Consider the following 24,606-nt stretch of genomic DNA (forward strand, 5'->3'; position numbering starts at 1 on the left):
GGCGTCACGCTGCGTGGGGATGGGTGCGGGCGGGCTGGAACCAGCCGGTGACCTGGTAGGCGGGCGTACTCAGCCGCGCGCGGCCTCGCGGTCGCGGTTGGGGGCGGGTGGCGGCCTGGTGAGCGCGGTGGGCGTCGCGTGCGGGTGGGCATGGGTATGCCTGACCGGCGCAGCGCAGGTTGCCGCAGCGGTCGGGCCTGTGAAGCTGGGGTTGGTGGGCGGCGGCGACGTCGCTGGCGAGCAGCCACAACAAGACGTCGGTGACGGTGCGCGGTATCGCGCGCCGGTGCGGCGAGACCATGACTGGTGTCCTTCCGGTACGAGTTCGGCCGATCCCAATCGCTGTCCCCGCGGGCAGCGGCATGGGCTGACGAGGCCGGGCTCGCCGTAGGGAGGGCGAGCCGAGATGCAGTGACGCTCGACTCTGCGGATTGATCAAGTCGTCGACGCGCGGTGCGGGGCGCGGGCGGCATGGCCGGGCCGCCACGGCGGCGGCGAAGCTAGCTGGCGGAGACGCCGTGGCCCGGCTCCGGGACTGCGATGGCGGAACGAAGATCCGCAGGCGTGTCGGTGGTGGTGTCGACGGCACCGGCGGTGGCGTCATCCCGGGTGGCATGGTGCCAGTCGAGGTACGTGTCGTGACCGGTGCTGGTGAGAGCGGCGTCGATGGCTTCTTCAGCGGCCTCGAGGGCCTCATCGCGGCTCGTGGCGGTGACCTCGATCGTCACGGGCAGCGTGAGACGGACCTGCCATCGGCGTGCCAGAGTGGGCAAATCGAGGGTCTGCAGGATGTGGTCGGCGACGTCCGGGTCGACACCGTCGGCGGCGGCGTCGCGCAGCGTCTGCCACACCCGCCGCCGAAGCGCGGCGAATTGCCCGTCGACGGTGGGAAACGCCGCGGCCGCAGGCCGGACGAGCTGATGAGTGTGGAAATGGTCGTGGAGACGGGCGACGGTGTGGGTGAGCCAGCCCAACGGTGCTGGGTGGCCGGGGTGAAAGGCGTCCCACGCATCGCGCAGGACGGCCTCCATGCTCGCCGAACCCGGCAGGTGATTTTCCGGTGTGGACATGAAATCTCCGAATCGGTGAGCCGCCGCCGGCCCCACCTCCCAGGGACGGGGCGAGGCCGGCGGGCGGGGTGGTCAGTCGTGACAGCGGGTGCGCGCTCCCCGCGCTCGTAGGTGTCGGCGCTGGCGGTCATGTGCGGCCACCGGTAGCCGGCCATGTGGGCGGCGCGCAGCGTGTCGATCAGCGGTGCGGGCCGCTCGGTGAGATGCAGGTGCTCGAAGACTTTCGGTGTGGCTGATCGACAACCAGCCCGCCGGGCGGTTGGTGGCCGGATGTCCGGGGCGGGCTTGTGTGGGGTGCGGGCGGTTATCGGCCGGAGTTGCCGTAGGTGGGCCCCTCGAGGGCGGTGGGTGGGACGCCGTGGCGCATGGCGATGTCGATGAGCCGGGCGAGGCGGTAGTGCGGGTCGGCCGCGAGGGCCCGGTCGAGGGCGACGGCGGCGAGGGCGCCTTGCCCGAGCCGCCAAGCCGTGAGGGCGAGCAGGGTGGCGGGGGCAGCGGCGTAGGCGGGGTCGACGCGGCGGGTGATGTCGGTCCACATGGCGAGCCGCCACGGCTCGGTCCCGGCGGCTTCCCCGGCCTGGTCGCGGACGGCGACGTCGGCAAGCAGAACCGCAAGCCAGGCCACCTCATCGTCGGTGAGGACCGCGTCGCCGGCGTAGCGGGCGAACGCATCGTCCGTGGCTTTCCTACCGGCGCGGATGAGCGCCGCCCGCCCGCCGGACATCTGGGCGGCAAGCGCGCGTTCCTGCGCCTTGCGGCTGGCTGCGGCCATGCCGGCGGCGCCGGTGGGGGCGAGGCTGGCCACGAGCGCGGCCCGGTCCGGCAGGGCGGTCTGCCCGGCCACGATGGCGTGCACCGCGGTGGGACTGTGGTGCGCGTCGAACGGCACCCCGTCAGGTGGGCAGCATCGCGGGTCCTGGCATTGGTAGGAGTGGTAGCGGCCGTCGGTGACGCGCAGCGTGTCGAAGATGGTGATGCCGGCCGCGTCCAGGTGTGGGGTGATCGCGTCAACGACCGGGGTGACAGCGGTGGCGGGTCCATAGCCGATGAGGATCGCGGTGGTGGCGTCGACGTTGCGCAGCAGGGCGAGGTGCTGCCGCACCGCCCCGGGCACCCAGTCGGGAATGGTGGCGGGCTCGGGGAGGTCGGCGCGGGTGGCCACGGCGATGCGGTGGCCGGTGATGCCGATGGTGACGAGGCTGTCGGCGGGGTGGAAGCCGAGCAGGTAAGGCACGGCGGCGAGCAGGTCGCTGATCGAGGTCACCGGCAGTCGGGCCGGATGGTCCTGCATCATGGGGGATAACTCCTTTGGCATGAAGGGCTCCGCAGCCGCTGGGCGGAACGTGCGGGCCTCGCGGTGGGACCGGCGGCAGATCACGCGTCTGCCACTCCGGCGGATCGGTCAGGCGGAAGGGGTTGCTCAGGTCGAGTGATGGCCGAGGCCGAGGCGGGCGCCGATGACGGAGGCCCCGGTGGACGGCGGCGACCGCGCCATGCAGGCGGGGTGTAGGCAGCGCGAACCTGCCGGAGCGGCGATGGATCGCCATGGCTCCTGGCGTCGCTGTTGTTCAGTAGCTGGCCTCGGCGCCCTCGCTCGTGAGCAGGGGTCGTCAGGCGTGTTCGAGCGCGGTGACGGCGGCGTCGGCGATGGCGTCGACGGCCTGGATGGGGTCGGCCACCTCGAGGGTGGTGGTGTGGGTGAAGGTGTGCCCGGGCAGGTCGGCGGGGCGTATCCACAGCACTGCGCAGCCCGTCTGGTGCAAGGTGGTGATCAGCCGCTGAGCAGGCGCGGTGTCGGGTAGGTCGCCGTCGGAGACGACGGCGAGCATCCGCAGCTTGCCGGATTGGCGCAGGCGCAGGAGCTGGTCGGCGAGTTTCACCGCGTCGATGAACGCGGTGGTGCCGCCGAAGGCCCGCATCTCCAGCACAGATGTCGGCTGTTGGTGGGGTGGCACGAGGAGGGTGGCCCGGTCGCCGAATCCGATCATGGTGGTGGTGGCCTGGTTGGTGCGGGCGGCGTGGGCGAGGATCCACCCGGCTGAGGACATCGGCGCCGCGTAGGGATGCATAGAGAAGGACGTGTCCACGAGTACGGCCAGGTGCAAGTGCGGTTTCGGCGGCGGCAGAGTGGTGCGCCGTTGCCAGGGTGTGGCGGTGGGCATGCTGCCGGCGGAGATCTGCGCCTGGGCGGTGATGGCGTGTCGGGTGCGTAGCCGCCCGGGCGGGACGGGGCTGGGGCGGGTGTCGGGTTCGGGCTGGCGGGTGCGGGCGCGGCGCAACCGGGCGGCGAGCTGTCGGGCGGCGACGCGTTCGGCGTCGGTGGGGTCGCGGCGCGTCCATGACGGGGGAGCGCTGTGCCGGGCGCGGATTTGTTGGGCGGTGTATTCGGCGGGGGTCAGGCCGGCGGTGTGCGCGAGGTAGTCGCCCAGTGCTTGGGCGAGCTGGCCGGCGAACGCGCCGGAGTCGGGCTGCGGCGGTTCGGGCCGCCGGTGGGGGTCGATGCCGAGGATGCGGCACCACCGCCATGCCAGGTCGATCATCGTTGCGGCGTCGGTGTCGTCGACGGTGTGGGCCTGGCGCCACACGTCGCGCAGCTGGCGGAGCTTCTTGCGGCCGAGGACGGTGGTGACGGCGGCCCGGACGCCTTTGATGTCTTTGGCGGTGATGATGCGGGCGTCTACGCGGGCCAGGAGCAGCCCGGCGAGGTGAGCGGCGTGCCAGGCGTCGTCTACGGGCGCGTCGTTGGGGTCGAGCAGGGTGGTGACGGTGTGGCGCAGCCACCGGCGGTCGCCGCGTCGTCTGCCGCGTTGCCGGTTCTCGGCGCGGGATTCCTCGAGCAGGTCGGCGACGGCGGCGACGACCGGCGGGGTGCCCGGTGGTCTCGTCCACAGGCTGTGGGTGGCGTGGGCGGCTTCGTGCACGAGCAGCCCGTAGGCGGTCGGGACCAGGCGTTTGTGTCCGGCCTTGTGAGGGTTGGTGATGTCGGGGGCGCCGATGTGGGTGGCGTCGACCTCGATGCGGCGGGCGTCGGGGTAGAAGCAGGCCGGTGCGCCGCCGCCCGCGCCGGGGGAGACGGTGACGGTCAGGTCGTGGCGGCCGGTCAGGACCGGGATGTGTCGGGTCCAGGCGTCACTCCACGGATGCCAGTCCGGGGCGCTGGCGGCCGGGATGCCGGAGCCGGCGGCCCGGTGGGTGGAGGGGTGAGGCATGACAGGTTCTCCTTCCGCGGGTGGGGGTTAGCGCTGTTTGCCGAGGTTCAGCGGGGTGATGTCCGCGCCGAATCTCTGCCTGAGGGCGGCGAGGACCTGTTCGCGGTCCTCTTGCGGGGCGCGGCCGACGAGGTTCGCCACCGCCGCCGCGGGGCCGAGGGTTTTGCTGACGCGGGTGAAGCCGAGCAGTTCGCGTAGCTGCGGCGCCCAGCTGACGCGTCCAGCGGCGAGGTCGGCGTTGAGCGCGATGGCGGCCTCGACGGTGGGTCGGGGGACGCCGAGGTGGCGGGCGAGGTCCCAGTCGGTGGTGACCTCGATGTGCACGTCGAACCGCGACGCGAGGGCCTCGGTCAAGATGGCGCCGTGGACGCCGGGGTTGTGGCCGGCGATGACGTAGAACCCGTCGACGGCTTCGACGAGTTCGTTGCGGTAGCCGGGGATGGTGATGACACGGCGGCCGTCCATCGCCGGGTACAGCACCGCGAGGACTTTCGGGGGGATGAGCGTGGCGTCGTCGACCAGCAGCGCTCGCCCGTCGCGCATGGCGGTGACGAGGGGGCCGTAGACGAACTCGAACCCGCCGTCGGGGAGGGGGATGAAGTTGCCGAGGAAGTCCTCCACCACCGTGTCGCCGGTGCCGGCGACGGTCAGCAGGTCGGGGAACGCGGCTTCGACGAGGGCGGTTTTGCCGGTGCCGGGTGGCCCGTAGAGCAGCACGGGGATGCGCTTGTCACGTAGCCGGCGCAGCACGTCCACGTCGGTGGCGCCGGCGAGTTTGCGCGGGAAGTACAGTTCGCCGTTCGGGCGGGTGACCGGCTGCCGCCGCCCGCTGCTGGGGCCGCTGCGGGGTGTGCGTGGTGCGGGCGGCGGCATGGTTCCGGCGGCGTCGATACCAGCCTGGGTGATCTGGAAGCGGTGCGGGCCGGTCAGGTGGGTGGCGTATCCGGCGGCGGTCATCTTCTTCAACGCCTCGAAGACAGCCCCGGTGGAGGGGGCGGAGATGGCGTTCGTGACCTCGCCGACGGTGAGCATCTGGTCCGGGTTGGCGGCGAGGTGCGAGGCGACCTTGTGGTATAGGTAGCCGGGGCGCCGGCCACCGGCCGTCGCAGGCGCGGCGGTGGGGGGTGTGGGATTCATGCGGGTCCTCCAGAGGTTCGGGATGGGCCCGCGCACCCGTCTCCGGGTGCGCGGGCGAAAGAACATCCGCGCAGCGGAGACGGAACAGGTGGAGCAACGTCAGCAGCCACAGGGAGCGGCAGCTGTTGCTATCGGAGAGCGGTTATGAGCGGCCGAAGACCCGGTCGCAGCGTCGAAGGTCGACGGGCTGCCAGGGCAGGCCCCAGCCGATCCGGTAGCGGCCGTTGTCGGGCGTGACGCGGTGGACACCGCCGCCGAGGGACAGGGGTCGGGCGACAGTCAGGAATCGTCCGTCGAAGTCGACGGTGCGCCAGTCACCCCCGACGTAGTCGGCCATCGCGTGGAACGTCTCGGCGAGGGCGGCAACGGCTTCGGTGTCGACGGTGATCTCGTAGGCGCCGTTCCAGAGGCCGGCTACCGTGCCGACGTAGCCGTGGTGGTAGCGGTGGACGCCGGGGACGGGCTGGTAGCGCAACCAAGGGCCGGAGAACACGGCGGCCTGGCCTTGTGACGGCTGGTGTTCAGGAGTGGGCATCGACCACCGCCACGGACCAGTCCGCCGGATGGAACCCGCCGTTCAGCGGTCGCTGCTGCCGGGGAGCGGACCGTCCGGGCGGAAGCCAGCCAGCCGGGGTGGTCCCGCGTCGGGGCACCGGTCGCGTCGGATCGGGGTTGCGGCGACCTGCCAGCAGGTCGCGGAAAACCGCCAACAGGCGCGGCGGAACATCGCCGCTGTCAGTGCCGGTGAGCACCGCCCGTTCGGTGCCCAGCCACACGACGCCGGCCAGGTCGACCCAGGCGATCGGCGTGCGGCGCGGCGGGAAACGCCACCCGGGATGCAGCAGCCGCGGCAGCGCGACGATGTCGCCGGGATACCGCGCCCAGTCGGTGTAGCTCCAGGGCAGCACCGTGCCGGGCCTGCGGCCGGCCTGTTCGGCGTCGGCGCACACCGCGCACACGGCTCCGTCGACGGTGCTGCTGCCGGCGCAGGCCGGGCAGGTGCGCCAGTTGTTCGGGTCGGCGGCCGGCTCGTAGGCCGGTGCCCACGCTCCGGTCACCTGCCCGCCGAGCCGGTAGCCGTCGATGACACCGGCGCGCAGCAAGGGACGCATCGGATGGGCCAGGTGCGCGTCGATGGTCGTGACGGTGGCGGTGGCACGCACGAGCACCGCGAACAGGCGGTGTCCCATCAGCGCTCCTCCCGCCCGGTCGAGCCGGCGGCGCGGTAGGCGTCTCGGACCGCGGAGGGGATCGGGCCGTGGCTTCGATACGGCGGCAGGTTCGACTGCCGCTCGTGGCTGGCCCAATAGGCGCGAACCGCGGCATCGTCCGCGCGGCCGTTGCGGGTGCCGGCACCGGGCTGGCGGGCGGCGCGTCGCTTCGGGATCCGGCGTGCCGCCGCAACGTACGGGGCGAGGGCTTCCCGCAACCGCGCCGCGTTCTGCCCGGACAGGTCGATCTCGTATTCCACTCCGTCGAGCGCGAAGCGGTGAGTGTCGACGTTGTCGGTGCTGTGGTCGAGGTCGTCCGTGATCAGGACAACCGTCTGGGTTGCCATCAGAGGCGTTCCTTCCGTTAGGGGACAGAGAGACAGGAGCCCTCGGCGCGCCGGTGGCGTCGAGGGCAGATGTGCTCGGGGTAGGGGTCAGTCGCCGGTTCCCGCGTCAGATCGGCTCCGGTCCGGGGTGATGACGGTGAGATGAGCCGCTCGAGGTATGGGTCGTCGCCGGGTCGGGGATGGTGCCGGCGATGCGATCACAGTCGTAGGGATGCACCGCGATCCACGTCCAGCACCAACCCATCACGACGTACTGGCCATCAAAGGTCGGCGGAATGTGGTCGATCGCGTCCGGGTCGTTCTGCACGCGCGTGTCGTCGACGACGATGACGTCCCCGTCGAACCACATCCGCCCGAGGGACTCGTCCACCCGACGGTCCAGATCCGCTTCCGGGATGCCCTCGGCCGTGAGGTGCCGGCGGAAGCGGTCCCGGTGGTTGTGCTGGTCGGCGACGATCGCCTCGGCGACGTCCCGAGCGCAGCAGAACACGGCCCACCCGTTCCAGGTGTCGATCAGGGTGCCGACAAACCCGACTGGGATCCGCATGTCCCCGGCGTCGTTCGGTGCCCACGCCCAGTCGCCCGCGAACACGCCCGGCCCGCCCAGTCGTACCCGGTCCGGGTAGACGTGGCGCAGGTCCCGGTCGTCACCGTCGGGGTGAAGGATCATCCGGCAGCGGCGGGCCGCTTCGGCGTACACGGCGGCGTCGTAGCCGTCGCACCACGCCCACCGCGTCTGGTCACACTGCCGCGCGGTGAGCGTCTCCCAGGCCGGCGCGTCCGGCGGTGCGTGTTCGGCGTACCGGTCGGAGTCGTCGGCCAGGAAGTACCGGTCGGCGGTCGGCAATCCGTCGAGGATCGGCGGATCGAGGTCGTCGAAGCCGGTGAGGACCTGTCGGGCTGCCACGGCCACATCGCCGTCTGCCCGGCCGCCAAGGACATGCTGCGCCCACCACTCGGCCGCGTCGCGCCCGGCGGTCTCGCCGGCGGATCGCAGCGCGTCGAGTACCCGCTCCCAATCCCGATCGGGTCCGGTACCGGCAATGCGGCGGACTCGGTCGCCCTCACCGAGGAGCAGCGACAACCGGGAGCCGTTGTCCCAGTCGACGTCGAGCACCCGCGTCTGCGGGTCGTAGCGGCGCACGGCGCCCTCGTCCCCAGGTCGTAGCAGAGCGTGCGGGTCGGCCGTGTGCTCCAGGGCGACGCGGTCGCCCGGTTGGTATGTCATCGATGGGGCGCCGTCACCCGGTATCGCGTCCCGTTTACGTGTGGTCATGCGCTGTTCCTTCCTCTGGTTTCGACGATGCGGCGGACGGCGGCGAGCTGGTCGGCCCAGGCGGACAGACGGCTGATCTTGACGACGTCGCCGCTGTGTGGGGCTTGCACGAGGAGCCCGTTGCCGAGGTACATGCCGACGTGGCCGGGACGGCTGGTGCTGCCGCGGCTGCCGGGGATGAACAGCAGGTCCCCGGGCCGCAGGTCCTGCTGGTTGGTGACCGGGCTGCCGGCGTGAACCTGGTCGCGAGTGACGCGGGGCAGGTCGACACCTGCCGCTCGGTAGGCCTGCTGCATCAGCGATGAGCAGTCGCACTGGCGGGCGGGGATACCGGAGTGCGGTGCGGTGCAGTCCCCGCCGAAGGTGTACGGCGTGCCGAGCTGGCCGAGGGCCCAGCCGATCGCCGTCTGGACTTGCGGCGGGGTCCCCAGAGGCAGAGCGAACCCGTCCGGTAGAGGCACCTGCTCGGCGCCGGGTTGGCCGTCGCCCCCGTCGAACAGGCACAACGGGTTACTCATCGCCTGCTCCAGGTCATCGGCCACCGGGCCGGTGGGCGTGCCGCCGATCAGGACGCGGACCAGGGCGATCGCGTCGTCTTCCCATCCGGCGTAGGCGCCGGGATAGGCGGAGCGCTGCACGGCCTGAGCGGCGTCGGTCAACGCCATGGCCTGCCACCCGTCGACGGCCAGCAACGCCTGGTAGAACTTCCCGGCCGCGTAGCGGGGATCCCGCAGTTGAACGGGAGTGCCCCAGCCCTGCGAGGGGCGTTGCTGGAACAGCCCGATCGAGTCGCGATCCCCGGCGGGCAGGTTGCGCAGGCGCGATTCCTGCAGGGCGGTGGCCAAGGCGATGACCCACCCACGGGGCGGCACCTGCAGTTGCGTGCCGACGGCGACGATGGTCGCGGCGTTGGCTACCTGTTCGCTGTTCCACCCGCCGGCCCCGACAGCAGGTGGGGACAGGGCAAGGGTGGGCAGCAACGGTTGTCCGTCCGGACCGACCGCGCTGTAGCAGCCGGCTGAGGCGCTGCCACCGCCGGTGAACAAGGCTCCGACGCCGCCGGCGCACAGCACCAGCACGGCGACCACGGCGGCGGTGATCGCGGCGAGAGCGCGGGCACTCACCTGCGTACTCCCGCCGCTGGCCGCAGTCGGCCCTGCCGCTCGCCGAGTTCGATGTCGCCCGGGTACAGGCAGTTATCCAGGTGATACGTGGCGACACGGGTGCCGTCGCTGGTGTGCACGCCGATGCTGGCGGTGCCCGCGTCGATGAGGTAAATCCATCCGGCGTCGAAATGCTTGGCGTGGCACAGCGGGAACACCGTGACCGGCTCCGGCGGGTCCACCTCGGACGCCAGGGTCATGCCCACGCCCGGCAGCGCACGCTGCCCGGGAAACGGCGAGCGGATCGTCGCGGTGATGTCCGCGTCGAGATACTCCCAGTCATGGGCGAGGATCGCGGTGATCAGCGCGGTGGCGTTGTGGTGGTTGTGGTTGGCCCAGATCGAGGCCAACGTGGGTAGCACGACGGCCGGGTGACCGTCGAACAGCACGAACCGGGCGTGCACCAGATGCGGATTGTCGGGGCGGATGGTGCCGACGTAGCAGTGAGTGCTCACGAAACTCGACTCCTTCAGCGAATGGGGGCGGGAGCAGCGCGTCACGGCTGGTCGTGCGGGGGCAGGGGAGGCCACGTGGCGGGTTTGGCGCGCCAGCCGAAGATCGGGTCGGTGGTTTCGGCCGACCCGCAGCGGCTGCAGCGGACGGAGGTGTCCTCGCCGTAGCCGGCCATGGACGGCAACTCGGTGACCGTGACCTCGTCGACCGCCCCGCAGATCCGGCAGCGCAGCGACGCGCCGTCAGGGCCGCACACCCCGAAGATCGGCTCGTCCAGGTCCGATCGTGGCCTGCGCCCCGTGCTGCTCATGCGGAGCCCCACGCGGGGACGGGTCTGGGTGAAGCGGACGCCGGCGGCCAGTAGCGCGACCAGGCCGCGATAAGTGGGAGGGGCGTCATTCGCGGGAGTGTCGTCGACGAGCACCACGGGGTGGTCGTCGCCGTGCAAACGGGTGAGCTGGTAGAAGCGGCCATCGATGTCGACGGCGTCAACCCGGCGGGCTTGCCGCAGCCGCCGGTCGACAGGTTGAAGATCGCGGTAGCAGGCGGCCCAGGCCAGCAACCGGGCGTTGGGCGTGGCCACCCGGATCAGGCCAACGATGGCGGCGAGGGTGGCCTGGTAAGGCGTCGCAGGCCCGTCGAGTTCGTCCGCGATGTGGTGCAGCAGCGCGGCCGGCCCAGCCGCATCGGCGAGTGCGTCGTGGGGGTGGAGTGGGAACTCCAGGCTGCGGATCTCGCGCTGCGCCTCGTCGGTGGCCGGGGCCCCGTCGTGGAGGAGCAGCAGCGTTATCGGCTGGCCCCAGCCACGCGTGTCGGCGTCAGCGTCGGCGGCCGCGAGGCACGAGGTGAGGGCGTGGACATCGGGGAAGGACAACACAGGGTCTCCCTGTCGTAGGCAGAGACGAAGGGACCCCACAGCCGGACAGCTGCGGGGTCCTGGCGGGGGATAGGGGAGGGGTCAGCCGTGGCGGTCACGGCTGCGCACCGTCGCTGTGCGATGCGGCAGGTACTCCTGCACTCCGACGCTGCCGCGTTTCGCCTCGTACATCGCCGAGTCGGCCTGGGTGAGCAGCTGCCGAGGGCTGGCGTCGGCACGGTTCACGTGGGTGTAGCCGACCGACGCCGTCACACGAAGGTCGCCGTTGACAACGCGGATGAAGCCGTCGGCGATCGCCTGCCACGCGGCGTGGGCCGCGGCGGCGGTGTCGTCGCGGTCTCCGATCACGAGCAGCGCGAACTCGTCGCCGGAGAGCCGGGCCGCGACCTCCACGGGAGCGGGGAGCCCGGCCAGGCGTCGGCCGACCTGGTCGAGCAGGTCGTTGCCGACCTCGTGGCCGAGGCTGTCGTTGACGGCCTTGAACCGGTTGAGGTCCAGCAGCACCACCCCCACCGGCGTGTTGTCGTGGAGGGCCGCACGGAGGCGGGTGAGGAACAACCGCCGGTTGGGCAGGCTGGTGACGTCGTCGTGGGTGGCCTCATAACGGGCCGTCCGCAGGGCGTGCTGCTGTCGCCACAGCACCGCCACGGCGAGGGCAAGGCCTGCGAGGATCCCGCCAGCGGCGGTGAGCAGCGCGTGCACGGTCTGAGACACTGAGATCGCTCCTTGGTTCAGAAGGAGCACCGGGGGCGGGCGGCAAGCGTCCAACTTCACGCCCGCCCCTGGGCTACCTGGCGTGGATTCCGCCGACTACGCGCGGGCGGGGGCGAGTTGAAAGGTGGCGGGCTTCTCGACGGTCCGTACGGCCTTGCCGTCGCCGACCAGCTTGTCCGCCGCGTTGACGACCGCGCCGGCACTGGCTTTCCTCGCGTCGGCGCCGGCGTTCGCGGCGTCGATGAGCCTGCACAGCTCGCTGGTCTTGTATGCCCGCTCGGGGTGGGCTTCGAGGATGTCCAGCACCGCCCCTCTCAGGGAGCCCTTGGTCCGGCGACTGCCCGCAGCCGAGGTGCCGGCCTCACCCGCCGGAGCGGCCGTGTCCGAGTCGGCATCCTCCGACGCCGCAACAGGGTGCGCGCTGCCCGCGTCGGCCGCGGCCACGGATCCGTCCCCTGCGCCGTCCGGCGCGGCTGGGGTAAGGGCGGAGGCCGAAGGCGCGGTGGGGGTGCGATCCTCCGGCTGCGGAGGAGTCCGCTCGTTGTAGGTGGCGTCGCCGTCCTCGGCGGGGTGGTCGGCGGTGGCCGGTGCCGGTGCCGGTGCCTCGGGCGGCACATAGGTGTCGTGGACCGGTAGTGGGCTGTGGTCGGTGCCGACGGTGGTGCGGCCCGCGTCGGTCAGCTGCCACACCGCGCGCTTGTCCTCGGTACGGATGGATTCGGCCTGCCCGGCGTGTTGCAAGGCGCGGAGCTTCGCCGTGGCGGTGGAGTAGGCGAGCCCAGCCTTGTCAGCCACGTCGGCGGCGGTGGCTTCACCGAGCTCCGCGAGCGCGGCGAGGACGTTGAACATGGCATGTGCGGGTACGGGTTCGGGTGCGTCGGTCATGGGCATCTCCCTGTGGTGTGAGGTCAGCACTGATCCACGCTTCGTTTGCGCCGCTGATCAAGTGCGATGACCGGATCTCGGGACATCCCGCGGGATCCGGTTCGGCGAAGGGCTGTGATGTCGCGGGTCAGCCCGAGGGACGGTCGTCAGCGGCGGGCATCTGCGAGCGTGGGCGACGGATGTCGGCGCGCTCGCGGATGCGGCCGGATAGGGCCGCCAGGCGCAGCCGGAGCCCCGTGCGGGTGGGCATCGAGCCGGTGGGTGAGGTGTGCCAGAGCCACCGGTATGCGCCGATGCTGTAGTAGCCGTCCCGGTCGGGGTAGCAGCGGTCATCGACATCGAGACGGGCTCCGTCCGCGGAGTCGGTCTCCTCGAGCAGCACCACGGTGCGGCCGTCGAAGCGCAGCAGCGGGTACTCCCCGGGCATCGTGCCGGCCCGCCATGGCCCGCCGAGCTCCGCGGCTATCTGTCGCACCGTGTGCGGATCGAATCGGCAGATGAGCCAGCCGTCGTCGCCGGCGTCGTATCCGTCGGCGACCAGCGCGGGATAATCACGACCGCCGGTTTGCGGCGAGGTGACCATGGCCGGCCGCCAGCGCGTTCCCAGCGGAACGATCTCCGCGCGATGGTCGAACAGCTCCACGCATCCGGCGTCGAGCGTGCATCCAGGTGCGGTGTCGGTGTCGATCGCAAGCCAGGTGCGGTCGAGGGCTCGGCCGGCGCGCAGCACGTCAATCAGCTGCCGCCCGTCGGGGTCGGGGTGCCGCAGCGGCAGGTACAGGTGCTGTTCCAGCTCCGACACCGCGCCGCCGACAGGGTGCCAGGCGCCGCCGTAGGCGACCTGCTCGTCGCCGTGCGGGGTGTGCCAGACCGGCACACCGTTGGAGCGAAGGTGGCCGTCAGAGCCGGCGCGTCGCAGGGTCAGCGCCGGGGTGTTGTGCTCGCCTGCCGCGAGTTGCGCGCGGGTGAGGCGGTGGGTGGGACAGGCGAGGGCGTGTTCTGCCAGGGGCAGCACATCCTCGACGCGGAACCACAGTCGGCTGGGCATGGTGAAGCGGACCTCCGTGCAACAAGAGGGGGCAGGAAGAGGAACAGAGCGGCCTGCCGCAGGCCAGCGGGGTGCGGGCGTCCCCTTACCCGGGGCGCCCGGCGTGCGTGGCTGAGGTATCACCCACCTGCCGGGTTGCGGCGATCACCAACCAGCAAGCGCGGGAGCGCACGAACGTGGCGGGTGTTGTGTCGACAGCGCGGTGGGCAATCGCCTGACGACTGGCGCGCACCGTTGGGTGCGGTGGCCGCTGCTCGCGTCGCTGCGCGGGCGGCTTCCGGTGCCGTCCGGAGCAGCGGTGGTCGGCTTGGTGCGGCGGTGAGCAGACACCAGCGTGTGCGTGGTGTCAGCGGCCGAGGGGTGGTTAGAGGGCGATGGCGAGCAGCCGCTGCTCTGGTCCGACGGTGTCGAGGTGGGCCAGGGCCTGCTCGAGGTAGGTGATGCGGTGGGCGAGCGCATCGCTGGCCGGGGCGAGGTGGCGGCCGTCGGCGGTGAGCATCGCGTCACCGGCGACGGCGCTGGCGGCGCGGTAGTGCTGGTAGGCGACCTGCCCGGCCTGGTACATCTCCAGCTCCCCGACACTCAGATGACCGGCGCCGGGGGTGGTGGCGGCGTGCAGGCGCATGGCGTGCACCCGGGGCTGGGCGTGGAAGTCCTCGCTCGCCCTGTCGAGGGGGTAGCGGTCGGGGTCGGTGAGGTGGCGAGACTCGAACACCGGCCACGGGGTAGCCGGCCCGGTGCCGTGGACGATCTGCTGCCACACCTGGTGACGAATACCGGCGCCGACGGCGGCGGCGTGCCGCATGCCAGGCAGGTCGAGCAGCCGTACGCGTCCGCCCGCACACAGGGTCGGTTGACCTTTGCGGGCACCGATCAGCTGGTGCCGTTGCCACGGCCGTAGCCGCGGGGTTGCCCAGTACAGGGTGGTGAGGGTGCCGGTGACCCCGAAGTGGGTGCCGAGTTGGTGGCTGGTCATCGCCTGCGCCGGTAGGTCGTCGGGCAGACAAATGACCATGATCTTGATCGTGGGTGCCGGGGTGACTGGCGGCCGGACAGCGGTGGCCTGGGCGCGGGCTGGCGGGGCAGCCGGCGTCGGTGGGGTGGGTCGTGCGGGGATGAGGGGCACGCGGCTGCCATGGCGGGTCAGCGGGGTGCCGTTGACAGTGGACATAGGTGAAGGTCCTCCTTCGGATGGGTGGGGTGTGTGGGGGCGCGCAGAAATGACCGGCTCGCCGGTTTCGCGGATCGGGTCAGTTCGGCAGGAGAGCGCGTGCGTGTGGACGCGCGGAGGCGACCGAGCCCATTGGGTGCGTGGGTCAGGTCGGTGACGTGCGGGCGCGTGGTGCGCTGCCGGGGGTGGTGGGTGCGACCGTCAGGGTCGCCGCGAGGTGCGCGTGCCGACCGGCCGAGGCGGGTGGGCGTGGCGCACCGGGTTGGTGCGGCGAGGATCCCTGGGGTGGGACCGAACCGGGGTGAAGCGATAGGTGAGTGTGGTGGTGCCGTGAAAGGTAGCCCTGAGCACTCACAGCGGTGCGGGGCTGCCGCAACGGCCGTGCAGGCAGGTTGACCTGCGATGTGAGAGGCAATCGGCGCCGCACTGCGGTGCCGGCGTAAGCGGCCGTGGGTCCCTGTGAGTGGCGGGTCCGCTCACAGCCGCTCGCCTGGAGCACAGGATCCTTCCGAGCCGATGGTGAGGCGGCGGACTGGGCGGTGAGCGGCGGTAAGCGAGCCGGGGCTGTCAGGTGTCGTCGGGGTCGGTGTAGCGGTGGGGGTTGGTGGCGGTGTTGTCGGGGCCGTGGTCGCTGGGCAGTTCATGCAGCCAACGGCGGGCGCCGGGATCGGAGGCGAGCATCCAGGCGGGTCCGGCGGGGTGTTCGTGGTGCAGACCGGTGGCTACGGGCATGGCGGTGGGGACGCCAGCGAGGGCGTCAAGCAGGTGGGCCTCGCGCCGGTGGCCGGGCACACGCAGCAGGACCGGATAGCGGGGGCCGAACTCGGCGAGGCGTTCGTAGGCGCGCAGCTTACGCAGCACGGTGCGCAGGTTCTCGGTGCCGTTGTCATGTTCGAGGAAGAACCCGACGGCGCGGCCGGAGGCGTGCCAGATGCCGTGGCCGTCGGGACGGATGTCGGCGAGGGCGAAGGCGGCGGTGGCATGCTGTTCGGACCACCAGCGCACCAGTTCGGCGCCGGGGTCGCTGCGGGTGTGAGCGTGCAGGTCGACGAAGAGTTGGTTGACGCCGAGCAGGTGCCGAAGGCGGCGGCTGCCGATGATGCGTTCGGCGCGTTCGAGGCTGGTGCGCGGCGGACGGGCGTCGGGTCGCGCGGGGTCGCTGTAGGCGCTGGGGTGCACGACCGCGCCGAGCGGGCCGAGGGTGTACAGGTAGCCGCCGGTGCCGGTGGTGACATCGCCGAAGCGGTGTACCGCCTCCAGATGGTGCAGCGTGGCCAGGCGCAGCCGGGCGGAGCGTTCCGACGGGAACAGCGCGGTGGCGATCTGGGCGGTGGACAGCAGGTAGTGCTCGGCGAGCCAGGCCAGGAGTTGGTGGTCGCGCAGGGTGAGCCGGCGCAGGTTGGACAGGAGCTGGGCTCTGCTCGGCCGGCGGGCGGAGGCGGACGGGCGGGGTGGGGACGGGCGCGGTTTGGGGGCCGGTGAGTCGGAGGACATGAGGATCTCCTCAGGGAGTAGAAACGAAGGGACTCCCTCCTGTGGGAGGGAGTCCGGAACTGTCACCGCCGGTGACCAGGCTGGTCACCGGCGGTGTGCTGCGCTGACAGGCGTATCCGCCTCCCAGGTGGTGCCCGCGCGCAGACAGGTGCGGAAGGCGCGGTGAAGCCGCCACGGAAGACGCGACGGACCCCCTCGACCTCCCGCCAGGGGCGGCGCAGAGGCCCTTGTCCCCGGGGCTCAGGTGGTGCGGGACCCGCGGCGAGCCCGATCGGTGTCGCGCGGGACACCCGCGCGGCGGCTGTCGGGCTTCTTCGGCTGAGCGAGCCGCTCGACGAGGGCGTCGATGGCGCTCGCCTGCTGCGGCTCGACCCTTCTCGCGGCGGCTTGTCGGATGACGGTGGCCGCGCCGACCACAGGCTTCGGGGGCCGGGTGCGCATGGTGAACGCCGGCGTCTGCCGTCCGTCGGCGACCAGGCGGGTCGCGGCGGTGTAGGCGTCGAGGTGAGTGAGGTCGTGCTCGTCGAGTTCCGGCAGGGTGTGCCGGGCCAGGACACGGGCGTCCTCGGGGGCGCAGGAGAAGTAGACCTTGTTGCGGGCGTTCGCCGACGCGGCGGCGAGGAGATCCTTGGGGAACTGGGCGAGGTCCTGATGGGACAGGACGAGGGACAGCCGGTACTTGCGGGCCTCGGCGAGCATCGTGTCCAGGCTGTTGGCGAGGGTGAGGAAATTCTGCGCCTCGTCGATGATCAGCGTGGCGTCGCGTCGCCGGTCGGGGGAGACGCGGGCGCGGGCGGTGGCGGCCTGCCACACCTGCGCCAGGATCAGCGACCCCAGCAGCTTGCTGGTGTCCTCCCCAAGTTGCCCTTTAGGGATGCGCACGAGCAGCGCCCCGCCGTCGAGGACCTTGCCCATGTCGAAGCTCGACTGCGGGTAGCGCATGGTCCGTTTGACGAAGTCGCGCAGCAGGAACGCGCGTAGGCGGGCGAGGACGGGCCCGATGACCTGGGACCGTAGGGCAGGGTTGAGCTCGTCGTACCACTGCCAGAAGCCCCGCAGCCCGGCCGGGTCGTCCAGGTCGACGGTCATTTCGGCGCGGACCTGCTTGTTGTTGAGCAGGGGCGGGATGTGCTGCAAGGTGACGTTGGCGTGCCGCAGCAGGGTGAGGCACGCGACGCGCATGACGTCGTCCATGCGGGGTCCCCACGCCTTGGCGAAGATGTTCCCGAAGATCGACACGAGGTTGTCGACCACGAGGTCCGGGTCGTCGCCGGCGAGGGGATTGATCGTGGGCGGGTTGGGCTGGTCCGGATCGAACAACACCACCCGCTCCGCGACCGAGGCGGGAAGCCGGTCGAGTATGTCCAGAACCAGGTCGCCGTGCGGGTCGATGACGACCGTGCCGCGGCCGGCCCGGATGTCGTCGACGGCCATGTTGACCAACAGTGTCGTCTTGCCGCTGCCGGTCGACCCGATGACGTGCAGGTGATACCTCGAGTCCGGCACGGACAGGGCCACGCTGTGCCCGCCGACCTGCGCGTCACCGAGGACCTTCTCCCCGCGCCCGCCGGCCGACACCGCGACCGGCGCCGGCATGGACTTGGCGCGGGCCCGGTCCAAGCCCGGCACGGCCAGGTCGCGGGGCAGCGCGGCGAGCGCCGCCAACTCCGGGGTGCAGGTGAGGAACCCGGCGCCGAGGCGCCGCTGCACGAGCACCCCAACCGGGTGGGGCATGCGGGCCCGGCGGGTGAGCCGGTTGCGTCCGGAGTACACCGCGAACGCGAAGGCGATGGTGTCGGCGATGCCCCGCAACCGGTGACGCTGATCGGTGTGGCTGCGCCGGGGGTCTTTCGCGACGGCGTAGCGCACGGCGGTTTCCCACAGCGGGTGAGACGTCTTGTCGAGGATGGCCCGCACATCGCGCTCCACACCGGGGTCACGGCGGCCTGTCTGCCCGTGCCGCGCCCCGGTGTGAGCGGAGGGGCCGGGAAGGAACGCCTCGATGAGCCATAGCAGCGGCGCGGCTGGGTTGATCGCCGGGAGGGCGGTTTTGCCGTCGCGCAGCCGCGCTGCGGCGCGGCGAGCACGCTGCGCGCGCCGGACGGCGGCGGGGCGGGCGAGAACCTGCACACACGCGTGCTCGTCGGCGCGCAGGCTCGAACCGGCGGCCATCAGAGCGCGCAGCGGATCATTGCCGTGATCTGTCGTCAGCGGGAGCCATTCGGCGGCGTAGGGCAGCAGGTGCCCACCCACCGCCGTCGCGTCGAGAGGCATCGGCGGGCCGGGGCTGTAGTCGATAGTGCAGGCGGCGCCGGGCCAGGCGCCGCGCACGGCGGCCTCAACGGCACCGCGCGGAACGCTGCCGGGCACCCACACGCTGATCAGCAGCCGCCGGCCGGTCCACGTGTACTGCCACACGACGTGCGGGGTGCCGTAGAGCAGCCTGCGTCGGCGTGATGGGGTGAGCGTGCCGTGCAGGTTGGCCCACAACGCCGCGGCGCTGCGCGGGTCGACCTCGGGTGGCGGGGCAATCGTGACCAGGCGCGCCCTGTCGGCGTGGTGGTGGTGTCGCCACCGGGCGAGGAGGTTACGGCCGGCGACGTAGGCGAGTAGCACGGCCGCGGCGACGGCGAGCAGCCAGGGCCGCTGCACCGTCCATGCGGCGATGTCGAGTACCCACCGCGCTGCTCCAGTCGGCGGTGCGACGCCCACACCCGGTCCGCCCGGCGCAGGTGTGGGCATGGGGACGAACGCGAGGTGGGCGGCGGTGGGGATCACAGGTCCTCCTCGTCGTCGAGGCGTGCCAGGTCGCTCGGGCGGGTCGTGCACAGCTGGTGTTCGGCGGCGGAGGCGACGGCCTCGAAGCTGGTCCGGCTGGTGCCCGAGATGAGCAGACCGGTGCCGACCCGGGCGGCCAGCAGCAGTCGGCGTTCGCCGGCGGTGAGACCGAACGCATCGCCGATGGCGTCGATGGCCTGCGGTGCCTGTTTGAGCAGCACCTGGGTGGCGGCGTTGGCGACGACGGCCTGCCCGAGGTCGCTGCCGAGCACGTCGGCGACGTCCTGGGTGATCACGGCCAGTCCGGCGTGGCGTTTGCGGGCGGCCTTGGACATGCGGAACAGGAACCGGGCTCCCTCGCCGTCGCGCATCAGCAGCCACGCCTCGTCCACCACCACGAGCCGCCGCACGTCTGATCGGCCGGGGGTGTCGACCTGCCGCCAGATCGCGTCCAACGCGAGGAGGGTGCCGACGCCGCGAAGTTCGTCGGGCAGGTGCCGCAGCGACCACACGACCATGTGCCCGTCGGGGCGGGTGGTGGTCGGCGCGTCGAACAGGTGCGAAAACGAGCCGTGCACCCACGGGGCGAGCCGGGCGGCGAGCTGCCGGGCGGCCGGGTCGTCGTCACCATGTAGGCACGCTTCGAGGTCGCGCAGCAGCGGGGCGGGCCGGTGGTGGGTGGCCGGGTCGGCGGTGATGCCAGCCTGCCGGTAGGCGGCAAGGATCGCCCGGTCCAGCGCGGCGCGCTGGACCGGTGGCGGCTGCTCGCCGAGCAGCACCGCGATGAGAGTGTGCGCGAACAACCCTCGTCGGGTGAGGACATCGGGTCGACTGTCCCCGCTAGGCAGATCGAAAGGGTTGACCTTCACCCCAGCCATGCCGAGGCGCACGACGGTGCCGCCGACCGCATCGGCCAGCCGCAGGTACTCGTCTTCGGGGTCGATGACGGCGACCTGCACCCGCTGGTAGAGGTTGCGCAGGATCTCCAGTTTCACCAAGTACGACTTGCCGGCGCCGGAGCGTCCGAGGACGACGCTGTTGTGGTTCTCCTGTGCCCAACGGTCCCACCACACGACGCCCTGCGAGTCGGGGTTGATCCCGTACAGGACCCCACCCTCGGCGGGCGGGTCGCCGGGCAGCGGCGCCGGCAGGTCCGCGCTGGCGAGAGGGAACGCCGCGGCGAGGGCCGCAGTGTCCATCGTGCGGCGCAGCTGCAGGGAATCGGTGGCCAGCGGCAGGGTGGTGCTCCAGCCCGCGAGGTGCCGCCAGGTGGCCGGCTGCACCTCGATCAGCGTCGACGCGGCGGCGGCCTTCACCTGCGCGCACGCCTCCATCAACTCATCTTCGCTGCGCGCGTGCACGGTCAGATACAGGCCGACGCGGAACAGCTTCGCCGCGCCCCGGGCGAGCCGGTCAGCGAGGTCCGCGGCGTCCTCAGCCGCCGCCTCCACCATCGGATCGGCGAGCTTGCCCCGCCCCGCGTCGACCCGCCGCGACGATTCGAAGCGGGCACGCTGGTCACGCAGCCGCGCCGCAGCGACCGGCGCGGCCAGCGGATCGATGTGCAGGGCGAGCTCGAGGCGGCCCGGCCAGGACAGCAGGGGTTCGAGCCAGGCCGGGCCCACCTCGGCGGGGTAGCCGGTCACCACGAGGGTGGCGGCGTAGCCGTCACCGACGCGTAGGAAGCGGGGGGCGACCTCCACCGAAGCGGGCGCGACGGCGGCCGCCAGCCTCTGCGACTGGCGGTTCCGCGCGCTCGTGTGGGATCGGTTTCGCAGTTTCACGGCTGGTCGCTCCTTCGGGCCCGGTGACGCTGGTGGGGCGTGGAAGTGATGACGGCATCCGGGGCGGCGAGTCCGCCGGGTCGGGGTGGCCGGTAGGGATCGGCGCAAGCGGCGATCGCGGCGGTCACCGCCTTCCCGTCCAGGGTTCGGGTGGTGACGCCGAGCCCGGACAGGACGCGGACCGTCTGGTCGGCGCGCCGCCGCGCGGCATGCTCACCGCGCTCGCCAAGGCTGGTGCGGGTGACGATGAGGACCTGCCGGCGCAGCGGATCCCGCCGCGTCGCGAGGTCCTCGAGGAACCGGGCGTGGTCGGCCGCCGCGTCCGCCAAGGCCGGGTGTGAAAGGCCTTCCATAACCTGGGAGAGGGCGCGAGCGGCGGAGTGCAGGTCCACCGGCCGCGCCGACACCACGATCTGCGTCGGGGTGGACAGGCTGTTGAGCCAGCGACCGAACGTGTCGATCAGGGCGGCCTGCTCGTCTGCGGTACGCAGCGCGAGGTTGACGCTCGACGCGGCGACCATCGCCGCCCGCGCGCCACCCAGTCGGATTTCCCCGCCGTCGTCGATCGCGTCGGCGGGGAGCGTCAACGGCGCCGGCACCATCATCCTGCTCTTCGGGGCCTGCACCCAGTTCGGCGTCCTCGACGTCGTGTCCGTCGTCGACAACGCGCGAGATGCCCCCGCGTGTCGGACCGCGGCCAGCAGCCACACATCCAGCGGCAGCCCATCGCGGCGGCCCACCGCGACCGCGAAGACCATGGCCCCGAGCACCACGGCGGCGCCGACCAGCACCGGCACCGGCACCAGTTGATGCAGGAAACGCCAGGCGCCGTAGAAGGCCAGTGCGGCGACGGCGAGGATCGCCAACTGCCGAAACGTCAGTCCGTAGGCGACCTTGTCCGGGGCGTCAACGTCAGCGGGCATTCGCACCCGACCCGCGTCCGACCGGTCCGCGTGGGCGCTCATCGGCCCACCGCCTTCAACCCGCGGCCGAGACCGGGGACCGAGCGAGTGACCTGTTGCACGACGAGCACCCGCGCGGCCGCGCCGATCATGTTCACCCCGCGGCCGCTGCCGCCGGCGGCTACGTAGCGGCGCATCAGCGCGGGTACCCGGACCGTGGTCCAGAGCATGACCATGACGATGAACAGGTTGATCACCCCACCGGGCTCGACCGGCAGACCGAGCACGGGCAGCAGGTGCTGCGGGTCGGTAAGCATCCAATACCCGGCGTAGAGGGTGAAGCCCTGCACCACCGGCACCGCCAGCACTCCGGCGTACGAGCGCCACCACAGGCGGGCGACCGGATCGGTCTGCGGCAACGCGTGACAGGCCAACGCGAGCGGCGCAGCGGCGGTCAGAACGAGCACGACCGCGAAGCGGACGATCATGCTGAACGCCGTGGCCGCGAGCAGCACCGCGATGATCGCCACGCACACCACGAACAGCAGCGCCGCCACCGTGTCCCGCCCGCCGCCGATGTGACTCCTGATCGCTCGCAAGGACCCATCGGCGTCCCCGCCGGGGGTGCTGAGCGCGCCGGTCATCGCGTTGGCCAGGTCGATGAGCGTGGCGCACCACAGTTGGGAGAAGTGGGCGGCGACGAATCCGACGATCAGGCGAGGAAGCAAATCCTTGATCGTGTAGCGGGAGTTCTCGCCACCACCGACGTTCATGGTGAGCACGCCGGCGGCCACGAACGCGAGGACGAAGACGGTGTCCACGACGAGCACGGAACGGCCGGTCAACGCCTGCACCTGCGGCAGGCCGGTGACGTCCGGAGTCACCAGCAGGGCACCGCTGATCACCCCGAAAAGCGCGTCCAGGGTCGCGAGGATCGCCGCCGCCAGCCAGTCCAGGATCTGATCGAACACGAAACCCATCACGGGGCTCCGACAATGCCCTGAACGATCTGCAGCAGGACAGGCGCGAGGACCGCGAGGCCGTAGCCGACCAGCGCGTTGCGCAGCGCGCCCTTGGCCCGCTCGACCTGCGCCGGGTCACCCCCGGCGGTGGCCCAATACACGCCGGCGAGGACGAGGAACAGGGTCGCGACCGCGGCGAGGATGCCGATCAACCACAGCCGCAGATTGTTGATGACGACCGGCAAGGAGTTCGCCGCCAGCACCAGCGTGCCGCTGTCGGCGTACGCGGCGTCGGGCACGGACAGGAAAAGCAGCAAGCCGCCAGCGACGGCGGCGATGCGCCCGGTTCGGTGGGCCGCACGGGAGCGGGTGAGGGCACGAAGACGTGCCGGGATGCGGAACATGAGCGGGTTCACCTCCGGCCCCGGACGAGCTGCCGGGGCGGTTGTCGACGGTCAGGACGGGTGGACCGCCGTCAGAGGGCGCGGGCACGGACAGCAGCACGAACACGACCGTCGCCGGGAGGAGCACGTCCTCCCTTGTCGGGTAGCGGTGTTCGATGAGGTGTCAGCGCACCAAACTGCGCGGCACCCGGAGACGTCCGGTTGCGTGAGGCGGCCCGAGAAATGCCCGGCCCCCTGGCGGCGGGCGAAACCCTGCTGCCCGCCGCATCGCGGGCAACTGGTCTCGCACTCTTAAACCGCCGTTTGTGTGCTCTGGCGAACGCCTGCCGTTCTCACAACCGCCCACACCTACACGCAGACTTGCCGGCTGACGGCGACGTGGTGGTTCGGCGCACAGGAGCGGCAGCATCGGCCGGCCATCACGGCTCGCCGAAGTAGCCCTCTTCCTCACCGAGAAGCAGCGGCACGTCGTACGTCGACACGTCAGGCCTGGCTCGGATGTACCTCACTCGGTGGCGCCACCGCTGGTGCTCGAACGCGACGTCAGCCTCGATCTCCACCACCACAGTCGGCTCCACCCGCACATACGGCAGCGACTCCGGCCGGTCGAGCTGTCCCGACCACGACGCCGGTAGCGGCTCCGGCCACGGGTGCACCACGGTGCCACCTCGGCGCTGCAAGGGACGCAGCGGCGACAGCATCCCGCCCAGCTCGGCCCGCTGCTCAGCACCCAAAGAGTGGGTGCGGCCCGTGTACCGGAGTCGACCCCACCGGTCGTACCTACCGAGCAGCAGCGTGTCGGGGCCGCGGAGGTTGCCTGTCACCCCGCCGACGATGGCCTCCGTGGTGATATGCGTCCGGTACTTCCACCAGCCTCGCCGGCCCGGCTCGTAGCGTCCGCCCAACCGCTTGCTGACCACACCCTCGATCCCCGTGGCAACGGTCCAGTGAAGCAACCAGTCCGACACCTGCCGCATGTCGGTGGTCTGCGGGGTGAGGGCGAGCTGGGGCGGCCCGTCGGCGAGCAGCCGCTCCAGCCGGGCCCGCCGCCGCGACAGCGGCAAGTCCAGGATCACCTCCCCGCCGTCGGCCAGCAGGTCGAACAGCACGTAGTGGGCGGGACACTCGCGGGCCACACGCAGCAGGCCACGGCCGGCGGTGACGCGGCGCTGCAACTGAGCGAAGTTCAGCCGCCCCCGATCCCACACGATCAACTCACCGTCGAGCACCACGCCAGCAGGCAAAGAACGGATCGCCCGAGTCACGTCCGGGAAGTACGTGGTGAGGTTGCGGCCAGCACGCGACTGGAGGTACACCCCGTCGTCCTCGCGGAAGGCAATGGCTCGCCAACCGTCCCACTTCGGCTCATGCGTGACGTCGGGCCCCTCAGGCACCTCGTCGACGGGCGCGGCGAGCATCGGCGTGAGCGGTCGCCCCAGTGCGCTGCTCCGGCCTGGCCCGGCACGGCGCCCAGCCGGGCTCACCGCCAGTCCAAGCCGTGGACGACCCTCATCTTTCACACCCCAGGCCATCGTGAAGGAGGGGACCCCGCTCAGGGGCAAAGATCTATCACATGGAATGCACGCAGGGCCCCGCCTGCGCCGCTCGGGCCAGCGCGCCACGACTACCGAATGAAGGATCGCGAAGTGTTCGTCGACGCCGTCCGCGGGCGGCGTCGGGGTCACCTGCCATTGACCTGGCGCGGCGCCCGCACCGGCAAG

22 protein-coding genes are annotated in these 24,606 nt (G+C 71.7%); all 22 read right to left on the reverse strand.

Annotation, left to right across the window (positions count from 1 at the left end; all coding sequences use genetic code 11):
- Window positions 1-500 precede the first annotated feature (500 nt).
- Window positions 501-1,031, reverse strand: a complete 531-nt coding sequence (locus tag ABZS42_RS28165; RefSeq protein ID WP_355150307.1) for a hypothetical protein — start codon at window positions 1,029-1,031, stop codon at window positions 501-503.
- A 343-nt stretch (window positions 1,032-1,374) separates the two neighbouring features.
- A complete protein-coding gene (locus tag ABZS42_RS28170) occupies window positions 1,375-2,364 on the reverse strand; it encodes a DUF4192 domain-containing protein (RefSeq protein WP_355150309.1) in 990 nt (329 codons plus the stop codon).
- Window positions 2,365-2,680: 316 nt separating this feature from the next.
- The gene (locus ABZS42_RS28175; RefSeq protein WP_355150311.1) at window positions 2,681-4,279 is read right to left on the reverse strand and encodes a VWA domain-containing protein; all 1,599 of its coding nucleotides are present in this window, start codon (window positions 4,277-4,279) and stop codon (window positions 2,681-2,683) included.
- Between the two features lie 27 nt (window positions 4,280-4,306).
- Complete coding sequence (locus ABZS42_RS28180; RefSeq protein WP_355150312.1) at window positions 4,307-5,416, reverse strand: AAA family ATPase; 1,110 nt, start codon at window positions 5,414-5,416, stop codon at window positions 4,307-4,309.
- 142 nt (window positions 5,417-5,558) lie between these two features.
- Complete coding sequence (locus ABZS42_RS28185; protein ID WP_355150314.1) at window positions 5,559-5,951, reverse strand: hypothetical protein; 393 nt, start codon at window positions 5,949-5,951, stop codon at window positions 5,559-5,561.
- On the reverse strand, window positions 5,938-6,606 hold the full coding sequence (locus ABZS42_RS28190) for a hypothetical protein (protein ID WP_355150316.1): 669 nt from the start codon (window positions 6,604-6,606) through the stop codon (window positions 5,938-5,940). Before ABZS42_RS28190 ends, ABZS42_RS28185 begins: the two co-directional genes overlap by 14 nt.
- On the reverse strand, window positions 6,606-6,974 hold the full coding sequence (locus ABZS42_RS28195; RefSeq protein WP_355150318.1) for an Lsr2 family protein: 369 nt from the start codon (window positions 6,972-6,974) through the stop codon (window positions 6,606-6,608). Before ABZS42_RS28195 ends, ABZS42_RS28190 begins: the two co-directional genes overlap by 1 nt.
- Window positions 6,975-7,080: 106 nt before the next feature.
- On the reverse strand, window positions 7,081-8,250 hold the full coding sequence (locus ABZS42_RS28200) for a DUF4314 domain-containing protein (RefSeq protein ID WP_355150320.1): 1,170 nt from the start codon (window positions 8,248-8,250) through the stop codon (window positions 7,081-7,083).
- A complete protein-coding gene (locus ABZS42_RS28205) occupies window positions 8,247-9,374 on the reverse strand; it encodes a C40 family peptidase (protein WP_355150322.1) in 1,128 nt (375 codons plus the stop codon). The genes ABZS42_RS28200 and ABZS42_RS28205 overlap by 4 nt, the downstream gene beginning before the upstream one ends.
- Entirely contained in the window at window positions 9,371-9,868 is a 498-nt protein-coding gene (locus ABZS42_RS28210) for a hypothetical protein (protein WP_355150324.1), read from the reverse strand. Before ABZS42_RS28210 ends, ABZS42_RS28205 begins: the two co-directional genes overlap by 4 nt.
- A gap of 41 nt (window positions 9,869-9,909) precedes the next feature.
- Window positions 9,910-10,743 carry a hypothetical protein gene (locus tag ABZS42_RS28215; protein ID WP_355150326.1) on the reverse strand — a complete coding sequence of 278 codons (834 nt, stop codon included), beginning with the start codon at window positions 10,741-10,743 and terminating at the stop codon, window positions 9,910-9,912.
- Window positions 10,744-10,824: 81 nt separating this feature from the next.
- Window positions 10,825-11,457, reverse strand: coding sequence for a GGDEF domain-containing protein (locus ABZS42_RS28220; RefSeq protein ID WP_355150328.1), 633 nt, complete (start codon window positions 11,455-11,457; stop codon window positions 10,825-10,827).
- A 96-nt stretch (window positions 11,458-11,553) separates the two neighbouring features.
- Window positions 11,554-12,342 (reverse strand): MarR family winged helix-turn-helix transcriptional regulator, encoded by a 789-nt coding sequence (locus tag ABZS42_RS28225; protein WP_355150330.1) that lies wholly within the window; start codon window positions 12,340-12,342, stop codon window positions 11,554-11,556.
- A gap of 127 nt (window positions 12,343-12,469) precedes the next feature.
- Window positions 12,470-13,390 (reverse strand): hypothetical protein, encoded by a 921-nt coding sequence (locus ABZS42_RS28230; RefSeq protein WP_355150332.1) that lies wholly within the window; start codon window positions 13,388-13,390, stop codon window positions 12,470-12,472.
- 364 nt (window positions 13,391-13,754) lie between these two features.
- Window positions 13,755-14,561 (reverse strand): hypothetical protein, encoded by an 807-nt coding sequence (locus ABZS42_RS28235; RefSeq protein WP_355150334.1) that lies wholly within the window; start codon window positions 14,559-14,561, stop codon window positions 13,755-13,757.
- Window positions 14,562-15,128: 567 nt separating this feature from the next.
- Window positions 15,129-16,055, reverse strand: a complete 927-nt coding sequence (locus ABZS42_RS28240; protein ID WP_355150336.1) for a replication-relaxation family protein — start codon at window positions 16,053-16,055, stop codon at window positions 15,129-15,131.
- 240 nt (window positions 16,056-16,295) lie between these two features.
- Window positions 16,296-18,797: a DUF87 domain-containing protein gene (locus tag ABZS42_RS28245; protein WP_355150350.1), complete on the reverse strand. Its 2,502-nt coding sequence runs from the start codon at window positions 18,795-18,797 to the stop codon at window positions 16,296-16,298.
- 32 nt (window positions 18,798-18,829) lie between these two features.
- Window positions 18,830-20,617, reverse strand: coding sequence for a DUF87 domain-containing protein (locus tag ABZS42_RS28250; RefSeq protein ID WP_355150338.1), 1,788 nt, complete (start codon window positions 20,615-20,617; stop codon window positions 18,830-18,832).
- Complete coding sequence (locus ABZS42_RS28255; RefSeq protein ID WP_355150340.1) at window positions 20,614-21,582, reverse strand: PrgI family protein; 969 nt, start codon at window positions 21,580-21,582, stop codon at window positions 20,614-20,616. Before ABZS42_RS28255 ends, ABZS42_RS28250 begins: the two co-directional genes overlap by 4 nt.
- The gene (locus tag ABZS42_RS28260) at window positions 21,579-22,499 is read right to left on the reverse strand and encodes a hypothetical protein (RefSeq protein WP_355150342.1); all 921 of its coding nucleotides are present in this window, start codon (window positions 22,497-22,499) and stop codon (window positions 21,579-21,581) included. The genes ABZS42_RS28255 and ABZS42_RS28260 overlap by 4 nt, the downstream gene beginning before the upstream one ends.
- Window positions 22,499-22,885, reverse strand: a complete 387-nt coding sequence (locus tag ABZS42_RS28265; protein WP_355150344.1) for a pilin — start codon at window positions 22,883-22,885, stop codon at window positions 22,499-22,501. The genes ABZS42_RS28260 and ABZS42_RS28265 overlap by 1 nt, the downstream gene beginning before the upstream one ends.
- A 419-nt stretch (window positions 22,886-23,304) precedes the next feature.
- Window positions 23,305-24,303, reverse strand: coding sequence for an ATP-dependent DNA ligase (locus ABZS42_RS28270; RefSeq protein WP_355150346.1), 999 nt, complete (start codon window positions 24,301-24,303; stop codon window positions 23,305-23,307).
- Window positions 24,304-24,606: the final 303 nt, after the last annotated feature.

This window comes from Micromonospora sp. NPDC005367 (genome assembly GCF_040606825.1).
GTDB lineage: Bacteria > Actinomycetota > Actinomycetes > Mycobacteriales > Micromonosporaceae > Micromonospora.